This window comes from Dermacoccus sp. CCH2-D9 (assembly GCF_001556795.1).
Taxonomy (GTDB): domain Bacteria; phylum Actinomycetota; class Actinomycetes; order Actinomycetales; family Dermatophilaceae; genus Dermacoccus; species Dermacoccus nishinomiyaensis.
Genome location: NZ_LSJT01000110.1, coordinates 1 through 16,181 on the forward strand (window position 1 = coordinate 1; position 16,181 = coordinate 16,181).

Sequence of the window (16,181 nt, forward strand, 5' to 3'; positions counted from 1 at the left end):
TGCGTTCGACCGAGAGTGCGAGAAGCGCACGACCCGCGAGACGGAGGGTGACTGACATGGCCTGGACGCGAGAGCAGATGGCGGCGCGTGCTGCGGCGGAGCTGCAGGACGGCGATTACGTCAACCTGGGCATCGGGTTGCCGACGCTCGTGCCGAACTACGTGGCGGACGACGTCGAACTCGTCCTGCAGTCGGAGAACGGGCTGCTGGGGGTGGGCGCGTATCCGAGCGAGGGCGCCGTCGATCCCGACCTCATCAATGCGGGCAAGGAGACGGTGACGCTGCGGCGCGGGGCCTCGACGTTCGACTCGGCGATGTCTTTCGGCATGATCCGGGGCGGCAAGGTCGATGCGGCCATCCTCGGTGCCATGCAGGTGTCGGCGGACGGTGACATCGCGAACTGGATGATCCCGGGCAAGATGGTCAAGGGCATGGGTGGCGCGATGGATCTCGTGCACGGCGCGAAGAAGGTCATCGTCCTCATGGAGCACTGCGCGAAGGACGGATCGCCCAAGATCCTGCCCGCGTGCACCCTGCCGATCACGGGGCTCGGTGTCGTCGAGCGCATCATCACCGACTTCGCCGTCATCGACGTGATGCCCGACGGTCTCGTCGTCACCGAGCTCGCACCGGACGTGACGTTCGCCGAGCTCGAGTCGAGGACGGGCGTGCCGCTGACGGCGGCGGCATCGCTGGGCTGAGGCAGCCATTCGGGCGCCGTGGGTGATCGACGGCGATCCGGGCGCGCGCGGCGTGAGCTCGGGGCGTCGTCGGAGACCGATGACACCCCGAGCTCCAGCGCGGCCCCGGGACGACGCGGCGATCGATGGCGACCCGGGGGATGCCCAGTGTGACCTCGGGTGGCCCCTGGGGTGTTCCATAGTGCAACAACGCAGTAGCGTGGCAGTGAGGAAAGGTGGTGCGTCATGGGGACGTGGAACTACGTGGTGAACGAGAAGTTCACCGAGGAGTACGGCGAGGGTTCGCTCGGCCGGTTCGCGGACATGCTCGGCGACGTCGCCGGGCGAGTGCGGCCGGGCGATCGTGACGGCGCGATGGAGCTGCTCGACGCAGGCTTCGAGCGTCTGGGCATGAACATGCCGAAGCTCACGCGTGACCAGCTCGCCGAGAACCTGACGATGGCGGAGCACAGCACTGTCGTCATCAGCGATGACTCCGGTCGCATCATCGCCGAGCACGCGCTGCCGGGTGCGGTGACCAGCACCGACGAGGAGCGGCGCACGCACGTCGAGCCCGAGGACGGCGACCGCCCGGCCTACAGCTGAGCCGCCGCTCGCCCCGTTCGTCGGCACCCGCTCGCAAGGCTCGCCCCGCCCGGTTCGTCGTGACGCGTCGGGCGGGGCTAGGCTGTTTCGCGCTGCACGGTGGCCGTGAGAGAGTCGACGATCGTGAGTCGGACGACTCGTCACGATGCTCCTCTGGCGCATCGAGCCCGGTGCAAGGATCTGGGTGCCAGGAGCCGAGCAGCAAGGGCCTTTAGCTCAATTGGCAGAGCTGCGGACTTTTAATCCGTAGGTTGTGGGTTCGAGCCCCACAGGGCCCACCACTCGTCGGCGCGACGAATGTGGACGAAAATCGCCGTTGTGCCAGGTCCCGACGGGCCCGCCCCTACTGCGATCGCCGTCTACATCTGCGATTTTCGTCCACATTCGGTCCAGCAGACACGCGGGTCATGACGCAGGTCGCGTCGCTCCACTCCTCGCGGCCCCGCCCATCGACGCACCACTCGTCGGCGGCAGGGGGTTGGCGTACTTGCCCATCGCGTGGGCGATGGCGTCGACGTAGTGTTCCGTCTCCGCGAACGGCGGGACGCCCTGGTACTTCGTCACGTTGCCGAAGCCTGCGTTGTAGCCGGCGAGCGCGAGGCGCATGGGGTTGTCGGCGATGCCTGAACGTTCGGCCCGCTGCTTCAGCTCACGCATCAAACGCCCCTGTGCGGCGATGGCGTCGGCGGGGTCGAACGGGTCGCCCTTGCCGTGGCTGGCCCACGCATCGGGCGTGAACTGGGCGAGCCCCTTGGCGTTCGCGTGCGAGACGGCCTTCGGGTTCCACTTCGACTCGACCTCGAGCTGCGCAGCGAGCACAGCGCCGGGCACGCCCGATTCGCGTGACGCCGCCGCGACGAGCGGCCCCCAGCCGTTCGGCACCTTCGACTCGTCCAGCGCGCCGAGGGGCGCGTCGAACGACGGGACGGACTGCGGGTCCGAGCGTGTCGACGTCATGAGCAGCAGCAATCCCGCGCAAAGCGCGACGACGAGGCACGTCACGACGATGCGCCCACGCCGCGTCAGACGGATGGGCGCGGACGATGACGCGGCGCGTCGTGGGGTCATGATCTTCTCGTTCGCTCTCGTCTTGCGCGTCTTGACGTCCGACTCTCGGCCGAACCCGGCTGCTTGCCCGCTGCTGCCTCACACGCTGCCGAACGATCAGGGGGGGCGTAGAACCCTGTCGATGTAGGCATCCCCGCCGCAAGGCCGGGGTGGCGGGCCGCTCCAGTCTGACAGGCTGGCGGCGCCCGTCTCCGCTGCCACGCTCGGACGCGTCCCGGATCGACGATCCGAGGGCCTGACGACGACGCGTCGCTGCAACGTCGCACACCCGTCGACAGATGGTCGCAGCCCCCAGACGACGGGCAGCCCTGACAAATCGACGAACACATGAACGTCTGCCCCGACCTCATCCACGCGCCTCGTCGAGGTGACACGATCGAAGGGGGCGATGAGTAGCCCTCCTGTTCGATCGACACCGAACCCTCGGGCGCCGTGGGCGCCTCAGATCTGGAGAAGACGATGACGAACACCCCGATCACCGCCGCCCGCACGATCGGTGAATGGCTTGAGCACCCGACGGGCGGACCGGCGATCCGCGAGATGCTGGCCGCGTCCGGCACCGACGAGAAAGCGCTCGGGCCGGCCCTGACGATGCCGCTGCAGCAGCTCGTCGCATTGAGCGCGGGGCAGATGCCGCAGCCAGTCGTCGACTGATCTCGTGCGCTCCGCGAACGGTGGGGAGCTGCCGGAGGCGTCCGGGTTGTGGGTCGAACGCATCACGCCGGGCCGCTTCGACGGGCAGAGCGTCGTCATCACCGGTGCCGCGGCGGCATCGGTCTGGCCTGTGCGCAGCGGGTCGTCGCGGAGGGTGGGCGCGTCATCGCGGTCGACATCGACGGCGCCAAGCTGACGGCGGCCCGCGACGCGATGGGGCAGGAGCGCTTCGTCCCGCTCGCCCTCGACCTCACGGCACCCGGCGCCGCGCAGCAGGTGGGCGCCGCGGATGGCCCGATCGACGCACTCGCACCGGGTGGTGTCGCGACCGGCATTCCGATGCAGGGCACGATGTCGGAATTCGGCGAGCCGCGTCTCGCGCCGGCGCGTGTCATCATGCCGGGCATCGCGGACGCGGCGCAGCTGGCCGCCTCGATCACCTTCCTGTTGAGCGACGACTCGACCAACATCAACGGCGCGGTGCTCACCTCGGACGGCGGGTGGTCGGCCGCCTGAGCCTCAGGGGCTCGGATTCGGCGGAATTCCGGGGTTGTCGGCGTGATGTGGTTGGGTTGTTCTCGACGAGGAGAACCCGACCACACCGACGCCGAGGAGGCGCCCCGATGGTGAACGACACCCCCGCAGCATCCGACGACCGCTCGAACGGCACGTGGCGCGACGTCGCGTCACCGCAGGCCCAGGCCGACCTCGACGAACTGCTCTCCGCAGCGCTCGGCGCGGCGATGGAGCACCTCGAGAAGAACGGCGAGTTCTACCCTTTCGCGATGTCGGTCGACGGCGAACCGACGATCGACTCCGCTGGTGAGCCGACGGCCGCGAGCAACCAGGCCGTCGCGCCGGACGTCGACATCGTCTTCGCCGACCCCGCCGCGCTGGGCGAGCAGCCCGAGCCCGAAGCGGTGCTGGCCGAGCTGCGCCGCGTCCTCGCGGTGCGCGCCGAGAACGAGAACCGCACGGTCGCGCAGCGCGCGACGGCCATCGTCCTGTACGTCGTCGTGCCCGAGTTCGGTGACGCGGTGCGCGTCGACCTCGAGCACGCCGAGGGTGTGCAGCTCATGGTGCTCGCGCCCGTCAAGGGCAAGGGCAAATCGCGCAAGCGCACCTTCGAGTACGGCGACCTGCGGCTGTTGCCGGGCCAGCGCCACATCTGGTGAGCCGCGCCCTCGACCTCGTCCGCGATCCCGCACGACGACTTCGCGCAGCGGGATGCCCCGTCGACCACACCGAGCAGCAAGGCTGACATGACGAACGAATCGCCCGACGACGCCGCGGCCGGCGCCGTCGAGACCGTCCATCCCGGCGCGCAGGACGTCGCGGGCGACTTCGCCGCGTCCGCGGATGCCGCTGCGCGGGAGGCGAACCCGCGCGTCAAGACGCTGACGCAGCGGTTGCCGAAGACGTTTGACGCCGACCGCATCTACGAGGAGTTCACCGCCTGGGCGGGCGATCGTGGCCTCAGCCTCTATCCGCACCAGGAAGAGGCCATCATCGAGGTGCTCGACGGCAAGAACGTCATCCTCGCGACGCCCACGGGCTCGGGTAAGTCGATGGTCGCGACGGCGGCGCACTTCGCGGCGCTCGCAGGCGACCGGGTGAGCTTCTACACAGCGCCGATCAAGGCTCTCGTGAGCGAGAAGTTCTTCGCGCTGTGCGAGATCTTCGGTGCCGAGCACGTCGGCATGCTGACGGGCGATGCCTCGGTCAACGCCGACGCGCCCATCATCTGCTGCACCGCGGAGATCCTCGCCAACATCGCCTTGCGCGAGGGCAAGGACGCCGACGTCGGCCTCGTCATCATGGACGAGTTCCACTTCTACTCCGAGGGCGATCGCGGCTGGGCGTGGCAGGTGCCGCTGCTCGAACTGCCGCAGGCGCAGTTCCTGCTCATGTCCGCGACGCTCGGTGACGTGCGCCGTTTCGAGGAGGACATGACGCGTCGCACCGGACGCGCCTCCGTCACCGTCGCGGGGGCCGAGCGTCCCGTGCCGCTCAGCTATCACTGGTCGACGACACCACTCAACGAGACGATCGAGGAGCTGCTCGAGACGCGTCAGGCGCCCGTCTACGTCGTGTTCTTCACGCAGGCCCAGGCGCTGGAGAACGCGCAGGCGCTCATGTCGCTCAAGGTCGCCTCCCGTGAGGATCGCGACAGGATCGCCGAGATGATCGGCGACTTCCGCTTCTCCACCGGCTTCGGCAAGACGCTCTCACGACTCATCCGTCACGGCATCGGTGTGCACCACGCCGGCATGTTGCCGAAGTACCGCCGTCTCGTCGAGACGCTCGCGCAGGCCGGTCTGCTGAAGGTGATCTGCGGCACCGACACGCTCGGCGTCGGCATCAACGTGCCGATCCGCACCGTCGTGCTCTCCGGCCTGACGAAGTTCGACGGCACCCGCCAGCGCATGCTCAAGTCGCGCGAGTTCCACCAGATCGCCGGGCGGGCCGGCCGTGCGGGGTTCGACACGAGCGGCACCGTGGTCGTCCAGGCGCCCGAGCACGTCATCGAGAACACACGCAACATCGCGAAGGCCGGTGACGACCCGAAGAAGCTCAAGAAGGTGCAGCGCAAGAAGCCGCCGGAGGGTTTCATCAACTGGAGTGAGGAGAGCTTCGAGCGCATCGTCGCGAGCGAGCCCGAAGCGCTCGTCAGTCGCATGCGCATCACGCACTCGATGCTGCTCAACCTCATCGCCCGCGACGGCGACCCGTTCGTCGCCGTGCGCGATCTCGTGCGCGACAACCACGAGGATCGCAAGGGGCAGGCGAAGCTCGCTCGCCGCGCGATCGGCCTCTACCGCGAGATGCTGGCCGCCGGCGTCGTCCGGCGACTCGACGAACCGCAGGCCGACGGGCGCCAGGTCGACCTCACGGTCGACCTGCAGGACAACTTCGCGCTCAACCAGCCGCTCGCACCGTTCGCCCTCGCCGTCCTCGACATGCTGAGTCCCGACGACGCCGCCCCCGCCCGCGGTGACGCGCCGGAGGTCGACACCTCGACGAACGAGGGCGCACGCGCTGCGGCGCGCACGAACGCACAGGATTACGCGGTCGATGTCGTCAGTGTCATCGAGTCGATCCTCGACGACCCTCGCCCGGTGCTCATGGCGCAACAGCACAAGGCGCGCGGCGTGGCGATCGCCGAGATGAAGGCCGACGGCATCGAGTACGACGAGCGCATGGAGCGCCTCGAGGACGTGACGTGGCCGAAGCCGCTCTCCGACCTGCTCGACGCGGCGTTCGAGACGTACGCGCAGAGCCAACCGATGGTGCGCATGTACGAACTGTCACCCAAGTCCGTCGTGCGCGAGATGTACGAGAATGCCTGGGGCTTCGGCGATCTCATCCGCTTCTACGACCTCGCGCGCAGCGAGGGCGTCGTCCTGCGCTACCTCACCGACGCGTACCGCACCCTGCGTCAGAGCGTGCCCGAGTCGAAGAAGAACGAGGAACTCGCCGACCTCATCGAGTGGCTCGGGGAGGTCATCCGTCAGACCGACTCGAGCCTGCTCGACGAGTGGGAGGCCCTGACGCACCCGGGTGACGCGCCGGTGCAGCAGGAGACGGTGCTGAAGCAGCGTCCCCTCACGGCCAACCCGCGCGCGATGAAGGTCGCCATCCGCAAGGCGATGTTCAAGCGCGTCGAGCTCGCAGCGCGCGACGACGTCGACGGCCTCGCCGCGCTCGACGCAGCCGTCGCGGCGACGACCGACCCGCCGACCGAGATCGTCATGGATGCCGACGCGTGGGATGCCGACCTCGGCGCCTACTACGACGAGCATGACGAGATCCTCCTCGACGCGGACGCCCGCGGGCCGAAGATGCTGCGCATCACCGAGCAGCCCGACAAATGGGAGATCCGCCAGGTCATCCACGACCCCGATGACGACAACGACTGGGGGATCGACGCGGAGGTCGACCTCGCCGCCTCCGACGAGGCGGGCGTCCCGCTCGTCGTCGTGGTCGGCCTCAACCGCCTCGGGGGCTGACGCGTGTCCGCGACGAGCGGCGGTCATCGAGAGCCGCATACCGGCCAAGGACGAAGAGCAGCCGAGCCAATCTTGTGAGCACGGGGAGCCCCTGACGACGAACACCGAACGCACGGGCTCGGGTCGAGCACGTACCCTGACCCGGTTGTTGGCCGGCGCGGTGTCGCACGAGCGTGCCCAGCGCGACGCTTTCAATGAGACAGCCACGCCTCACCCCAGCTCGTCGAAGGAGAACACGGTGGATCAGCAGGTCGGCGCCCACGCGGTCAAGGGCTCGGCGAGCACGGACGCCCCGGCGAGCTCAGAGGGTTCGAGTGGCCTGACGCGCAGCCTCGGGCATCGCACCATGCTGATGATCGGTCTCGGTTCGGCGCTCGGCACGGGCCTGTTCTTCGGTTCCGGCGCGGCGATCGGGGTGGCCGGCCCGGCGGCCGTCGTCAGCTATGCGCTGGGCGCGCTGCTCATCGCCGTCATCGGCCTCGCCATGGCGGAGATGGCGACCGCCCGCCCCGAGCCGGGCAGCTTCGGCGCCGCCGCGGGGCGTTACCTCGGGGAGTGGGCCGGCTACGTCTCTCGCTGGTGCTACTGGGCGGCGAGCGTCATCGCGCTCGGCGGCGAGGTCGTCGCGGCCGGCGCATATCTGCAGTACTGGTGGCCGCAGACGTCGCTCTCCGTGTTCGTCGCCCTCGTGGCGCTCGCGATCATCGTCATCAACCTGCTCTCCGTGCGCGCGTTCGGCCGCGCCGAGGTCGTCTTCTCCGCGCTCAAGGTGACGGCTCTCGTCGCGTTCATCCTCGTCGCGCTCGTCCTCGTGCTGTTCGGCGTGCCCGGCCATCCCGCCACCGGGTTCGCTCACCTCACCGACCACGGCGGGTTCATGCCCGGCGGTATGGAGTCGATCTGGTTGTCGATGTCGATCGTGATGTTCGCCTTCGTCGGCGTCGAGGTCGTGCCGATCACCGCGGCCGAGGCCGACGACCCGCGCCGCAGCGTCCGCACCGCGATGCGCGCCCTCGTCGCCCGGCTGGGGTTGTTCTACGTCATCGCGGTGGGTCTCATCGTCACGCTCAACGCCTGGACCGACGTCGCGTCCGCGAAGGGCCTGACGGCGAGCCCGTTCGTCAAGGCGTTCGACGCCGTCGGGCTCCCGGCCGCCGCGGGCATCATGAACGCCGTCATCCTCGTCGCCGCGCTGTCCACGGGCAATGCGCAGCTGTACGGCGCCGGTCGGCTCGTGCACTCGCTCGCCGTCGATCGTCTCGCACCACGATTCCTCGCCCGCACGACGTTGCGGGGAGTGCCGCTCGCGGCCACGCTCGTCTCGACGTTCGGCCTCGTCCTCGCGATCTACCTCGCACAGACGGGGGTGGCCGACATCTTCACCAAGCTCGCCTCCATCGCGATCTTCTCCGTCATGGTGACGTGGCTGCTCGCCCTCGCCAGCTTCATCGCGTTCAAGCGCCGCGGCGACGTCGATGGCAGCGTCCACCTGCCCGGCGGCAGTGTGACGGCGGCGCTCGGCGTCGTCGGCGTGCTCGCCGTGATGGCCACCGCGTTCGAGGTCGACGACATGCGTCAGGCGGCGCTCATCGGCAGTGGCTGGGTCCTCGTGCTGCTCGTCGCGTACCTCCTCACGCGGGCCGGGCGAGCCCGGGCCCGTACCTACTGACGCCCCACCTCACCCCTGCGGTGGGATGCTGCGGCCCCGACTCGATTTTCCGCGCGAATGGTGGTGGGGTTGGAGGCATGAGCGCGCCCGTGACGTCCACCTATCGCTTCCAGCTGCACGCCGACTTCCCGTTCGACGCTGCCCGCGCGCAGTTGCCGTACCTGAAGAAGCTCGGCATCTCGCACGCCTATTGCTCGCCGATCCTCACCGCCGTCCCCGGTTCGGTCCACGGCTATGACGTGCTCGACCACACCCGTGTCAACCCGGAGCTGGGCGGACGCGAAGCGTTCGAGCGGTTCGCCGACGCCGCGCACGAGCTGGGGCTCGGTGTCGTCGTCGACGTCGTGCCGAACCACATGGCGTTCGTCGCGCCCGAGTCGAGCAACGCGCCGCTGTGGGCGCTGCTGGCAGGGGGGAAGGACGCCTCGACGGCGCATTGGTTCGACGTCGACTGGGACGCGCTCGACGGCGCGCTCGGCGTCCCGATTCTCGGCAAGCCGCTCGACGAGGAGATCGCGGACGGCTCGATCACGCTCGACCGCAGCGGTGACGAACCCGTGATCCGCTACTACGAACACGTCTTCCCCGTCGCCGACGGTTCCCTCGACGGCATCGGCGAGGCGCCGCAGGGCGACGAACTCGCCCGGCTTCTCGAGCGTCAGCACTACCGGCTCGCGTTCTGGCGCGATCGTGACGCGGTGCTCAACTATCGTCGCTTCTTCGAGGTCAACGAGCTCATCGCCGTGCGCGTCGAGACCGACGACGTCTTCGACGCGACGCACGCGCTGCTGCTCGAACTGCATCACGCCGGCCACATCGACGGCTTCCGCATCGACCACCCGGACGGACTGGCCGACCCGGCCGGATACCTCGCGCGACTGACGCAGGAGTGCCGCAGGGGCACGCCGATCTGGGTCGAGAAGATCCTCGAACCGGGCGAGCACCTGCCGAGCGACTGGGCCTGCGCGGGCACGACGGGTTACGACGCGATGGCCGCTATCACCGCCGCGCTGGCCGATGACGCCGCCGCCCCGACGATCGAGGCATGCTGGCAGCGTGCGCTCGGTGACGGCGACGCCCGCGACGTCGAGGTCGCGACGCGCGAGGCGAAGCGCTTCGTCGTCGAGAACGGTCTCGTGCCGGAGGTCGAGCGGCTGACGCGTCGCGCCGCCGAGGTGCGCCCCGACCTGCAGCGCGAAGCACTGCGTGCCGCGATCGTCGAGCTGCTCGTCGCGGCGCCCGTCTACCGCGCCTACCTCGTCCCGGGCGCCCGCATGGCACCGGAGTCGAAGCACCACCTCGACGAGGCGCTCGAGGCCGCGCGCGAGGCCCGCCCCGATCTGGCCGACGAGCTCGATGCTCTCAAGCGCATCGCGCTCGTGCGTCCGCACGCCGGGGCCGACGAGTTCGACGACATCGAGCCGGCCGCGTCCGACTTCGCGGTGCGTCTGCAGCAGACGTGGGGCCCGGTCATGGCGAAGTCGATCGAGGACACCCTCTTCTACCGGTGGCACGCGTTGACCGCCCTCAACGAGGTCGGCGGCGACGTCGACGTCCTCGTGGACGCCGGCGCGCACCGTCTGAACGCCTGGGCGCAGCACAACGCCGAATACTGGCCGCGCACGATGACGACGCTGTCGACGCACGACACGAAGCGCAGCGAGGACGTTCGCGCGGCGTTGCTCGCGATCGCCGGTGACGACGAGGCGTGGACGGCGTGCAGCGACGCCGCGTTCGCGCTCGCCGACGCGATGGGCGTCGACCGGCCCGCGGCGGCGCTGGCGTGGCAGACCATCGCTGGATTCTCCACCGCCTACGGCCCGTTCGACACCACCGATGCTGACGGCGCCGCACCCGACGCCGCCCACGGGCGGCGCGATCTCGGCATCGACGCGGATCGCCTGAGCGAGTACCTGACGAAGGCGCTGCGCGAGGCGAAGGTCTACACGGCCTGGACCGACGGCGACGAGGCGTACGAGAAGCAGGTGCTCGCCTTCGCCACCGCTGTCCTCGAGGCTGACGACGCCGCCGCCCCTCGAACGGGGGAGAGCGCTGCATCGGCGCCGGCCGCCGAGACGCTCGCCGTGGATCTACGCCGCAGCCTCCTCGACGCGCGTCGACGGAACGCCGAGGCGATCACGCTGACCGGGCACACGCAGAAGGTGCTCGAGCTGTTCCTTCCGGGCATCCCCGACACCTACCAGGGCTCGGAACGTCCGACGCTCAGCCTCGTCGACCCCGACAACCGTCGCCCGGTCGACTACGGCGAACTCGAGCAGCTCCTTGACGTCGAGGGCTCGCGTCCGCGCCTCGTGCAGCGTTGCCTCGCCGCGGACGTCCATGCGCCGGCGAACCCGGGGTCGGGTTACGAACCACTCGAGTCCGACAGCGAGTTCCTCGTCGCGTTCGAGAGGACGGTGCCGGCAGCGTCCGTGGTGCGCCGTCAGATCGCCGAGGCCGGGCGTCTCGTCGAGGCCGCGGGGCGTCAGGTGAGCAAGTTGGTCAAGCGCGCCCAGGGCGGCGAGCAGACTGACGCACCGACGCCCGCCGAGGCGGACGCGACTCCGCTCGCCGTCGCCGTCATCGGGGTGCGCGCTGCATCCCGGGCACTGCGCACGGGCGCGCTGGCCGATGCCCACGTCAGCCTGCCTGCCGGAGAGTGGCGGCACGCCTTCACCGGCGAACGCCTCACCATCACCGACGCGCCGGTCGCGTTCGGCGATCTCGGTGACCACGAGTTCGGCCACGTCCACGTCCTCGTTCAGGAGAAGCGATGAACACCTACTCCTCGCCCGGTTTTCACGGCGCGACCCAGACGATCTCGGTGTGGGCGCCGGCCGCCGAGCGCATGGTGCACCTCGTCGCGGACGGCGTGAAGGCGCCCATGAAGGCCGGCGAGAACGGCTGGTGGCATTCGCCCGAGCCGGTGCGCGTCGGCAGCGAGTACGCCTTCAGCATCGACGGCGGCGACCCGCGCCCCGACCCGCGTTCGCTGCTGCAGCCCGAGGGCATCCACGGCCCCAGCGAGGTCGTCGACCTCGCGGCCCACGACTGGCAGGACGACGGTTGGCGCGGCCACCACGCGGACGCGGCCTCGCACGACGACGCGATGCGCGGCGCGGTCTTCTACGAGCTACACATCGGCACGTTCACCGAATCCGGGACGTTCGACTCGGCCATCGAACGGCTCGATCACCTCGTGACGCTCGGGGTGACACACGTCGAGATCCTGCCGGTGAACGGCGTTCCGGGAGAGCGAAACTGGGGCTATGACGGTGTCAACTGGTACGCGACGAGCGCCGCCTACGGCGGCCCGGCCGCCTTCCAGCGCTTCGTCGATGCGTGCCACGCGCGCGGCCTCGCCGTCTGCCTCGACGTCGTCTACAATCACCTCGGCCCGAGCGGCAACTACTTGCCCGAGTTCGGCCCCTACTTCAATGCGCTGCACCACACGCCGTGGGGCCCCGCCGTCAACCTCGACGGCCCGCAGAGTGACGAGGTGCGCCGCTTCATCATCGAGAACGCGCTCATGTGGTTCACCGAGTTCCACGTCGACGCGTTCCGCCTTGACGCCGTCCACGCGCTCGCCGACGACACGGCCGTCCACATCCTCGAAGAGCTCACGGCCGCACTGGAACTCGCCGCCGAGCAGACGGGGCGCAACGTGGTCGTCGTCGCCGAGTCCGACCGCAACGACCCGGCCACCGTCACGCCGCGTGCGCGCGAACCGCGCTCGGGTCAGCGCGGACTCGCAGTCGCCGACGGTGGCAGCGCCGGCCTCGGGCTGAGCGGGCAGTGGGCCGACGACATCCACCACACCCTGCACGTGCTGCTCACCGGCGAGACGCAGGGCTACTACGAGGACTTCGCGGCCCCCGCGGCCCTCGCCAAGATGTACGCGACGCCGTTCTTCCACGACGGCACGTACTCGAGCTTCCGCGAGCGCCGCCACGGCCGCCCCGTCGATCCCGAAGCGACGCCGGGTTGGCGCTTTGTCGCGTCTCTGCAGACGCACGATCAGGTCGGCAACCGCGCGACGGGCGAGCGCCTGTCGCAGCTCGTCGGCGTCGACCGGCTGGCCTGCGCGGCAGCGCTGCTGCTGACGTCGCCGTACACGCCGATGCTCTTCATGGGTGAGGAGTACGGTGCGCAGACCCCCTGGCAGTTCTTCACCGACCACGTCGACCCCGAGATCGCCGAGGGCACCTCACGCGGGCGCGCGGCCGAGTTCGCAGCCCACGGCTGGGGTGACGCGGTGCCCGACCCCCAGGAGGAGTCGACCTTCCGCAACTCGGTGCTGCGCTGGAGCGAGATCGACGACCCCGACGGCGAGCAGTCGCTCCTGCTCGACTGGTACCGCACCCTCATCAGGCTGCGCCGCGAGGTGCCCGACCTGTCCGACCCGACCCTCGGCACGAGCCGGGTCGAGGGTGACGGCCAGGGCCCGACGAGCGTCGTGACGGTGCACCGCGGCGACTGCCGCGTCGTCGTCAACCTCTCGGGCGAGGCGACGACGATCGACGCCGACCGTGTCATCGCCGCATGGCACATCGTCGACGAGCGCCCCGCCGACGGCGGGGGAGTGCGCGTCGTCATCCCGGCCGACGGGGTGGCCATCGTCCGCTGACCCGTAGCAGGGTCGTGCCGCCCGGTGCGACCCTGTGGAGTTCGCGGCGACGGCGTCCGGCGGATGTCTCGACGGCGCCCGGCGGAATGCCGCCCGCCCGCGCGTCGTTGACCCGATGACGCACTCGACGCCTCGTCGAGGCACCGAAGGAGCCAGCCGTACCCGTGACGCGTTCCCACCACAAGCCGTTGTTCTTCACCGACCGCGAGTTCCAGGCGTTCGAGGGAGCACCCGACCCCGCCGATGTCACCGCCATCGCGCACGAGAGCGCCGCCATCCTCGTCGGCGCCGGGCGCACCAACGCGGACCCGGAGGTGACGGCCCGGCTCATCGCGCTGACGGACGAGATCGGCTTGTCGACGCTCGCGCAGCTGTGGGCCGGGCGCCCCGCCGTCAGCCTGCCCGGCGTGCTGTGGCGCCTCTACACGCTGCGCGAATGGGTGCGCCGCGACGCTGTAGGCGCCGCGGGCGACTACAACGCCGGTATCCGGCACGCTCACGTCTCCCACGCCGTCGCGGGATCGGCCGACCCGAGCGGACCTGCCGAGATCAAGGCGCTCGCCGACCGCATCCTCGAGGGCGCCTACACCGGCGACTTCGCCGTCGCGCTCGAACGCGCCGCAGCCTTCTGTCGCGTCGTCGCCTCCGGCCGGGCCGAACGCGCCGAGCGTCACGACGGCCATGACGATGCCCTGGCCGCGCGCGAGGCGCTCAGCGCCGCACGGCTCGGCGACACAGCCCGTGACCTGACGAAGGCCGCCTCCGCCTGGCGCATCGGCAACCTTGACTGATCCGACCCGACTGACTCGACTCAGGTCATTCGACCCGGGCGGCCCGTCTCGAGCGGTGCATCTCGACCGGTTCATGGGTTGCGCTGTCTGGTCTCGACCGGTGGTGACGCCTCGCCAGGCGTCGCCGGCTCCGGGACGACACTGCACTGCGTGACGTTTCTCGCAGCCGCCGGGAATGCGAGGGCCGGTGATGTTCGTTAAGGTGGATGAGCACGCTGGGCCGCGGCAGCCCCGGGTCCCAAATTCAGCCGCTACGAGCGGCCTAGTGCCGAGAGGCGCTCCCGGTCCAGCGTGTCTCACATCTCTCGCGGCGCGGCCATCCCCTGCGCCGCTACCGCACCTCATCGCGAGCGGCGAAGCGCCGGGATGTATTGGCATTCGACCGTGCCGTGGTGGTCAGTGCGCCAGGAGGTAGTGCTCCGCCGCGTCGCGGCGGGCCTTCTCGCGGGCGCGACGCCCACCGCCCTTCCAGTCGCAGACGTGGCAGACGCCGTAGCTGAAGTTGCCGTCGTCGACGATTCCCGGGGTGTCCGAGAAGACGATCTCGTCAGGGGTCGGGTGAGCGCCGCGCGCGATCGCCTGCTTCTTGCGGTTCTTGAGCAGCGACTTGCGCGACCACGTTCCAATACGAGTTGCATCCTTCGGCACAAGCACAGTGTGCATGAAATCGGGATGAACGGCCCCTGAAGCATTGAGTCGATTTGCCCGACCCCGGGCACGATGTTCAGCGCCGGCTCGCGCTATGCCGAAGAGGGTTGCGCCCCAGGGAAACTCGATCGGCACACGGTCATAGCCCCCGCTCATATGTGATGTGAGTCATTCTGCATCCCGACGTGCAGCGACGCCTGCAGCGCCTCCCAGCGTGAAGTCAGGTTGACGCCGCAGGAACGCTGCCCGGCAACGCAGGCGCCCCCCACCGTCACGACGGTGGGGGGCGCACAACGCACGATGGATCAGCAGTGCTTCTCGGGCTGAGCTCGGGGGCGCCTGCGGACCTCGCTTCGTTCGTGTCCTCGGCACCCTTTCGCTTTCACCTGACGGGCTCGGAGGGCCGCGCCGGGCCGGTGCTCGCTTCGCTGCGCCCCGGTCCTCACGGCCCTTTCGCCCGGCTGTCAGCCGAAGCGACCGGAGATGTAGTCCTCGGTCGCCCGCTGATCCGGGTTGCTGAACATCTTCTGCGTGTCGTTCATCTCGACGAGCATGCCGGGCTTGCCCGTCGCCTCGAGGTTGAAGAACGCCGTCCGGTCAGCCACACGCGCCGCCTGCTGCATGTTGTGCGTGACGATGACGATCGTGTAGTCCTTCTTCAGCTCCAGCATCAGATCCTCGATGGCGAGCGTCGAGATCGGGTCGAGAGCCGAGCACGGCTCGTCCATGAGGAGCACGTCCGGCGACACCGCGATGGCACGCGCGATGCACAGACGCTGCTGCTGACCGCCCGACAGGCCGGCACCCGGCTTGTCGAGGCGATCCTTGACCTCGTTCCACAGGTTCGCGCCACGCAGCGACTGCTCCGTCTTCTCGGCGAGCACCTTCTTGTCCTTCACGCCGTTGAGGCGCAGACCCGCGACGACGTTGTCACCGATCGACATCGTCGGGAACGGGTTGGGGCGCTGGAACACCATGCCGACGGTGCGGCGCACCGCCACCGGGTCGACGCCCGGCGCGTACAGGTCCTCGTCGTCGAGGAGCACCTGACCCTCGACGCGGCCGCCGGGGATGACCTCGTGCATGCGGTTGAGGGTGCGCAGGAACGTGGACTTGCCGCAGCCCGACGGGCCGATGAAGGCCGTGATCGAGCGGGGCTCGATCGTCATGGAGACATCGTTCACGGCGAGGAAGTCGCCGTAGTAGACGTTGAGGTTGTGAACGTCGATCCGCTTGCTCATTGAACTCGGGTTCCTTTACGAGTCGTATCCGCGCGAGCGGATGTCAGTTCTTGACCTTGCTGAAGCGGCTGATGAAGCGGCCCAGCAGGTTGAGAAGAAGGATGAGGAGGATGAGGGTGCACGCCGCCGCCCACACGCGCTGCGCGGAGGCGTCGACGGCCATGTTGTCCTTGCCGTTGTAGATCAT

General features: G+C 69.5%; 13 protein-coding genes and 1 tRNA gene. 11 read left to right on the plus strand and 3 right to left on the minus strand.

Going from position 1 to position 16,181, the window contains the following annotated elements; translation table 11 throughout:
• The first annotated feature begins 56 nt into the window (after nucleotides 1–56).
• From AX669_RS09555 to AX669_RS09565, 3 genes are all read left to right on the plus strand, one after another.
• Nucleotides 57–701 carry a 3-oxoacid CoA-transferase subunit B gene (locus tag AX669_RS09555; protein ID WP_062258098.1) on the plus strand — a complete coding sequence of 215 codons (645 nt, stop codon included), beginning with the start codon at nucleotides 57–59 and terminating at the stop codon, nucleotides 699–701.
• Between the two features lie 225 nt (nucleotides 702–926).
• Nucleotides 927–1,286 (plus strand): hypothetical protein, encoded by a 360-nt coding sequence (locus tag AX669_RS09560; protein ID WP_062258100.1) that lies wholly within the window; start codon nucleotides 927–929, stop codon nucleotides 1,284–1,286.
• Between the two features lie 205 nt (nucleotides 1,287–1,491).
• Nucleotides 1,492–1,567 (plus strand) — tRNA-Lys (locus AX669_RS09565).
• A 124-nt stretch (nucleotides 1,568–1,691) separates the two neighbouring features.
• Here AX669_RS09565 and AX669_RS09570 read toward each other — a convergent pair.
• A complete protein-coding gene (locus tag AX669_RS09570; RefSeq protein ID WP_006946423.1) occupies nucleotides 1,692–2,354 on the minus strand; it encodes a lytic transglycosylase domain-containing protein in 663 nt (220 codons plus the stop codon).
• A 459-nt stretch (nucleotides 2,355–2,813) separates the two neighbouring features.
• Between AX669_RS09570 and AX669_RS13955 the strand changes: the two genes are divergently transcribed.
• The 8 genes from AX669_RS13955 (at nucleotide 2,814) to AX669_RS09610 (ending at nucleotide 14,105) form a co-directional block, all read left to right on the plus strand.
• Complete coding sequence (locus AX669_RS13955; RefSeq protein ID WP_231729542.1) at nucleotides 2,814–3,008, plus strand: hypothetical protein; 195 nt, start codon at nucleotides 2,814–2,816, stop codon at nucleotides 3,006–3,008.
• A 48-nt stretch (nucleotides 3,009–3,056) separates the two neighbouring features.
• Nucleotides 3,057–3,524 carry an SDR family NAD(P)-dependent oxidoreductase gene (locus AX669_RS09580; protein WP_006946422.1) on the plus strand — a complete coding sequence of 156 codons (468 nt, stop codon included), beginning with the start codon at nucleotides 3,057–3,059 and terminating at the stop codon, nucleotides 3,522–3,524.
• A gap of 107 nt (nucleotides 3,525–3,631) precedes the next feature.
• Nucleotides 3,632–4,183: a hypothetical protein gene (locus AX669_RS09585; RefSeq protein ID WP_006946436.1), complete on the plus strand. Its 552-nt coding sequence runs from the start codon at nucleotides 3,632–3,634 to the stop codon at nucleotides 4,181–4,183.
• Between the two features lie 87 nt (nucleotides 4,184–4,270).
• Entirely contained in the window at nucleotides 4,271–7,018 is a 2,748-nt protein-coding gene (locus tag AX669_RS09590; protein ID WP_197418888.1) for an RNA helicase, read from the plus strand.
• A gap of 238 nt (nucleotides 7,019–7,256) precedes the next feature.
• Nucleotides 7,257–8,687, plus strand: coding sequence for an amino acid permease (locus AX669_RS09595; protein WP_062258107.1), 1,431 nt, complete (start codon nucleotides 7,257–7,259; stop codon nucleotides 8,685–8,687).
• A gap of 77 nt (nucleotides 8,688–8,764) precedes the next feature.
• Entirely contained in the window at nucleotides 8,765–11,464 is a 2,700-nt protein-coding gene (gene treY / locus AX669_RS09600; protein ID WP_062258101.1) for a malto-oligosyltrehalose synthase, read from the plus strand.
• The gene (treZ, locus tag AX669_RS09605) at nucleotides 11,461–13,314 is read left to right on the plus strand and encodes a malto-oligosyltrehalose trehalohydrolase (RefSeq protein ID WP_006946412.1); all 1,854 of its coding nucleotides are present in this window, start codon (nucleotides 11,461–11,463) and stop codon (nucleotides 13,312–13,314) included. Before treY ends, treZ begins: the two co-directional genes overlap by 4 nt.
• A gap of 164 nt (nucleotides 13,315–13,478) precedes the next feature.
• Complete coding sequence (locus tag AX669_RS09610) at nucleotides 13,479–14,105, plus strand: hypothetical protein (RefSeq protein WP_006946442.1); 627 nt, start codon at nucleotides 13,479–13,481, stop codon at nucleotides 14,103–14,105.
• Nucleotides 14,106–14,501: 396 nt separating this feature from the next.
• Here AX669_RS09610 and AX669_RS09615 read toward each other — a convergent pair whose 3' ends face one another.
• Nucleotides 14,502–14,768, minus strand: a complete 267-nt coding sequence (locus AX669_RS09615; protein WP_062258103.1) for a hypothetical protein — start codon at nucleotides 14,766–14,768, stop codon at nucleotides 14,502–14,504.
• A gap of 449 nt (nucleotides 14,769–15,217) precedes the next feature.
• Nucleotides 15,218–15,994, minus strand: a complete 777-nt coding sequence (gene pstB / locus AX669_RS09620) for a phosphate ABC transporter ATP-binding protein PstB (RefSeq protein WP_006946474.1) — start codon at nucleotides 15,992–15,994, stop codon at nucleotides 15,218–15,220.
• Between the last annotated feature and the right edge of the window lie 187 nt (nucleotides 15,995–16,181).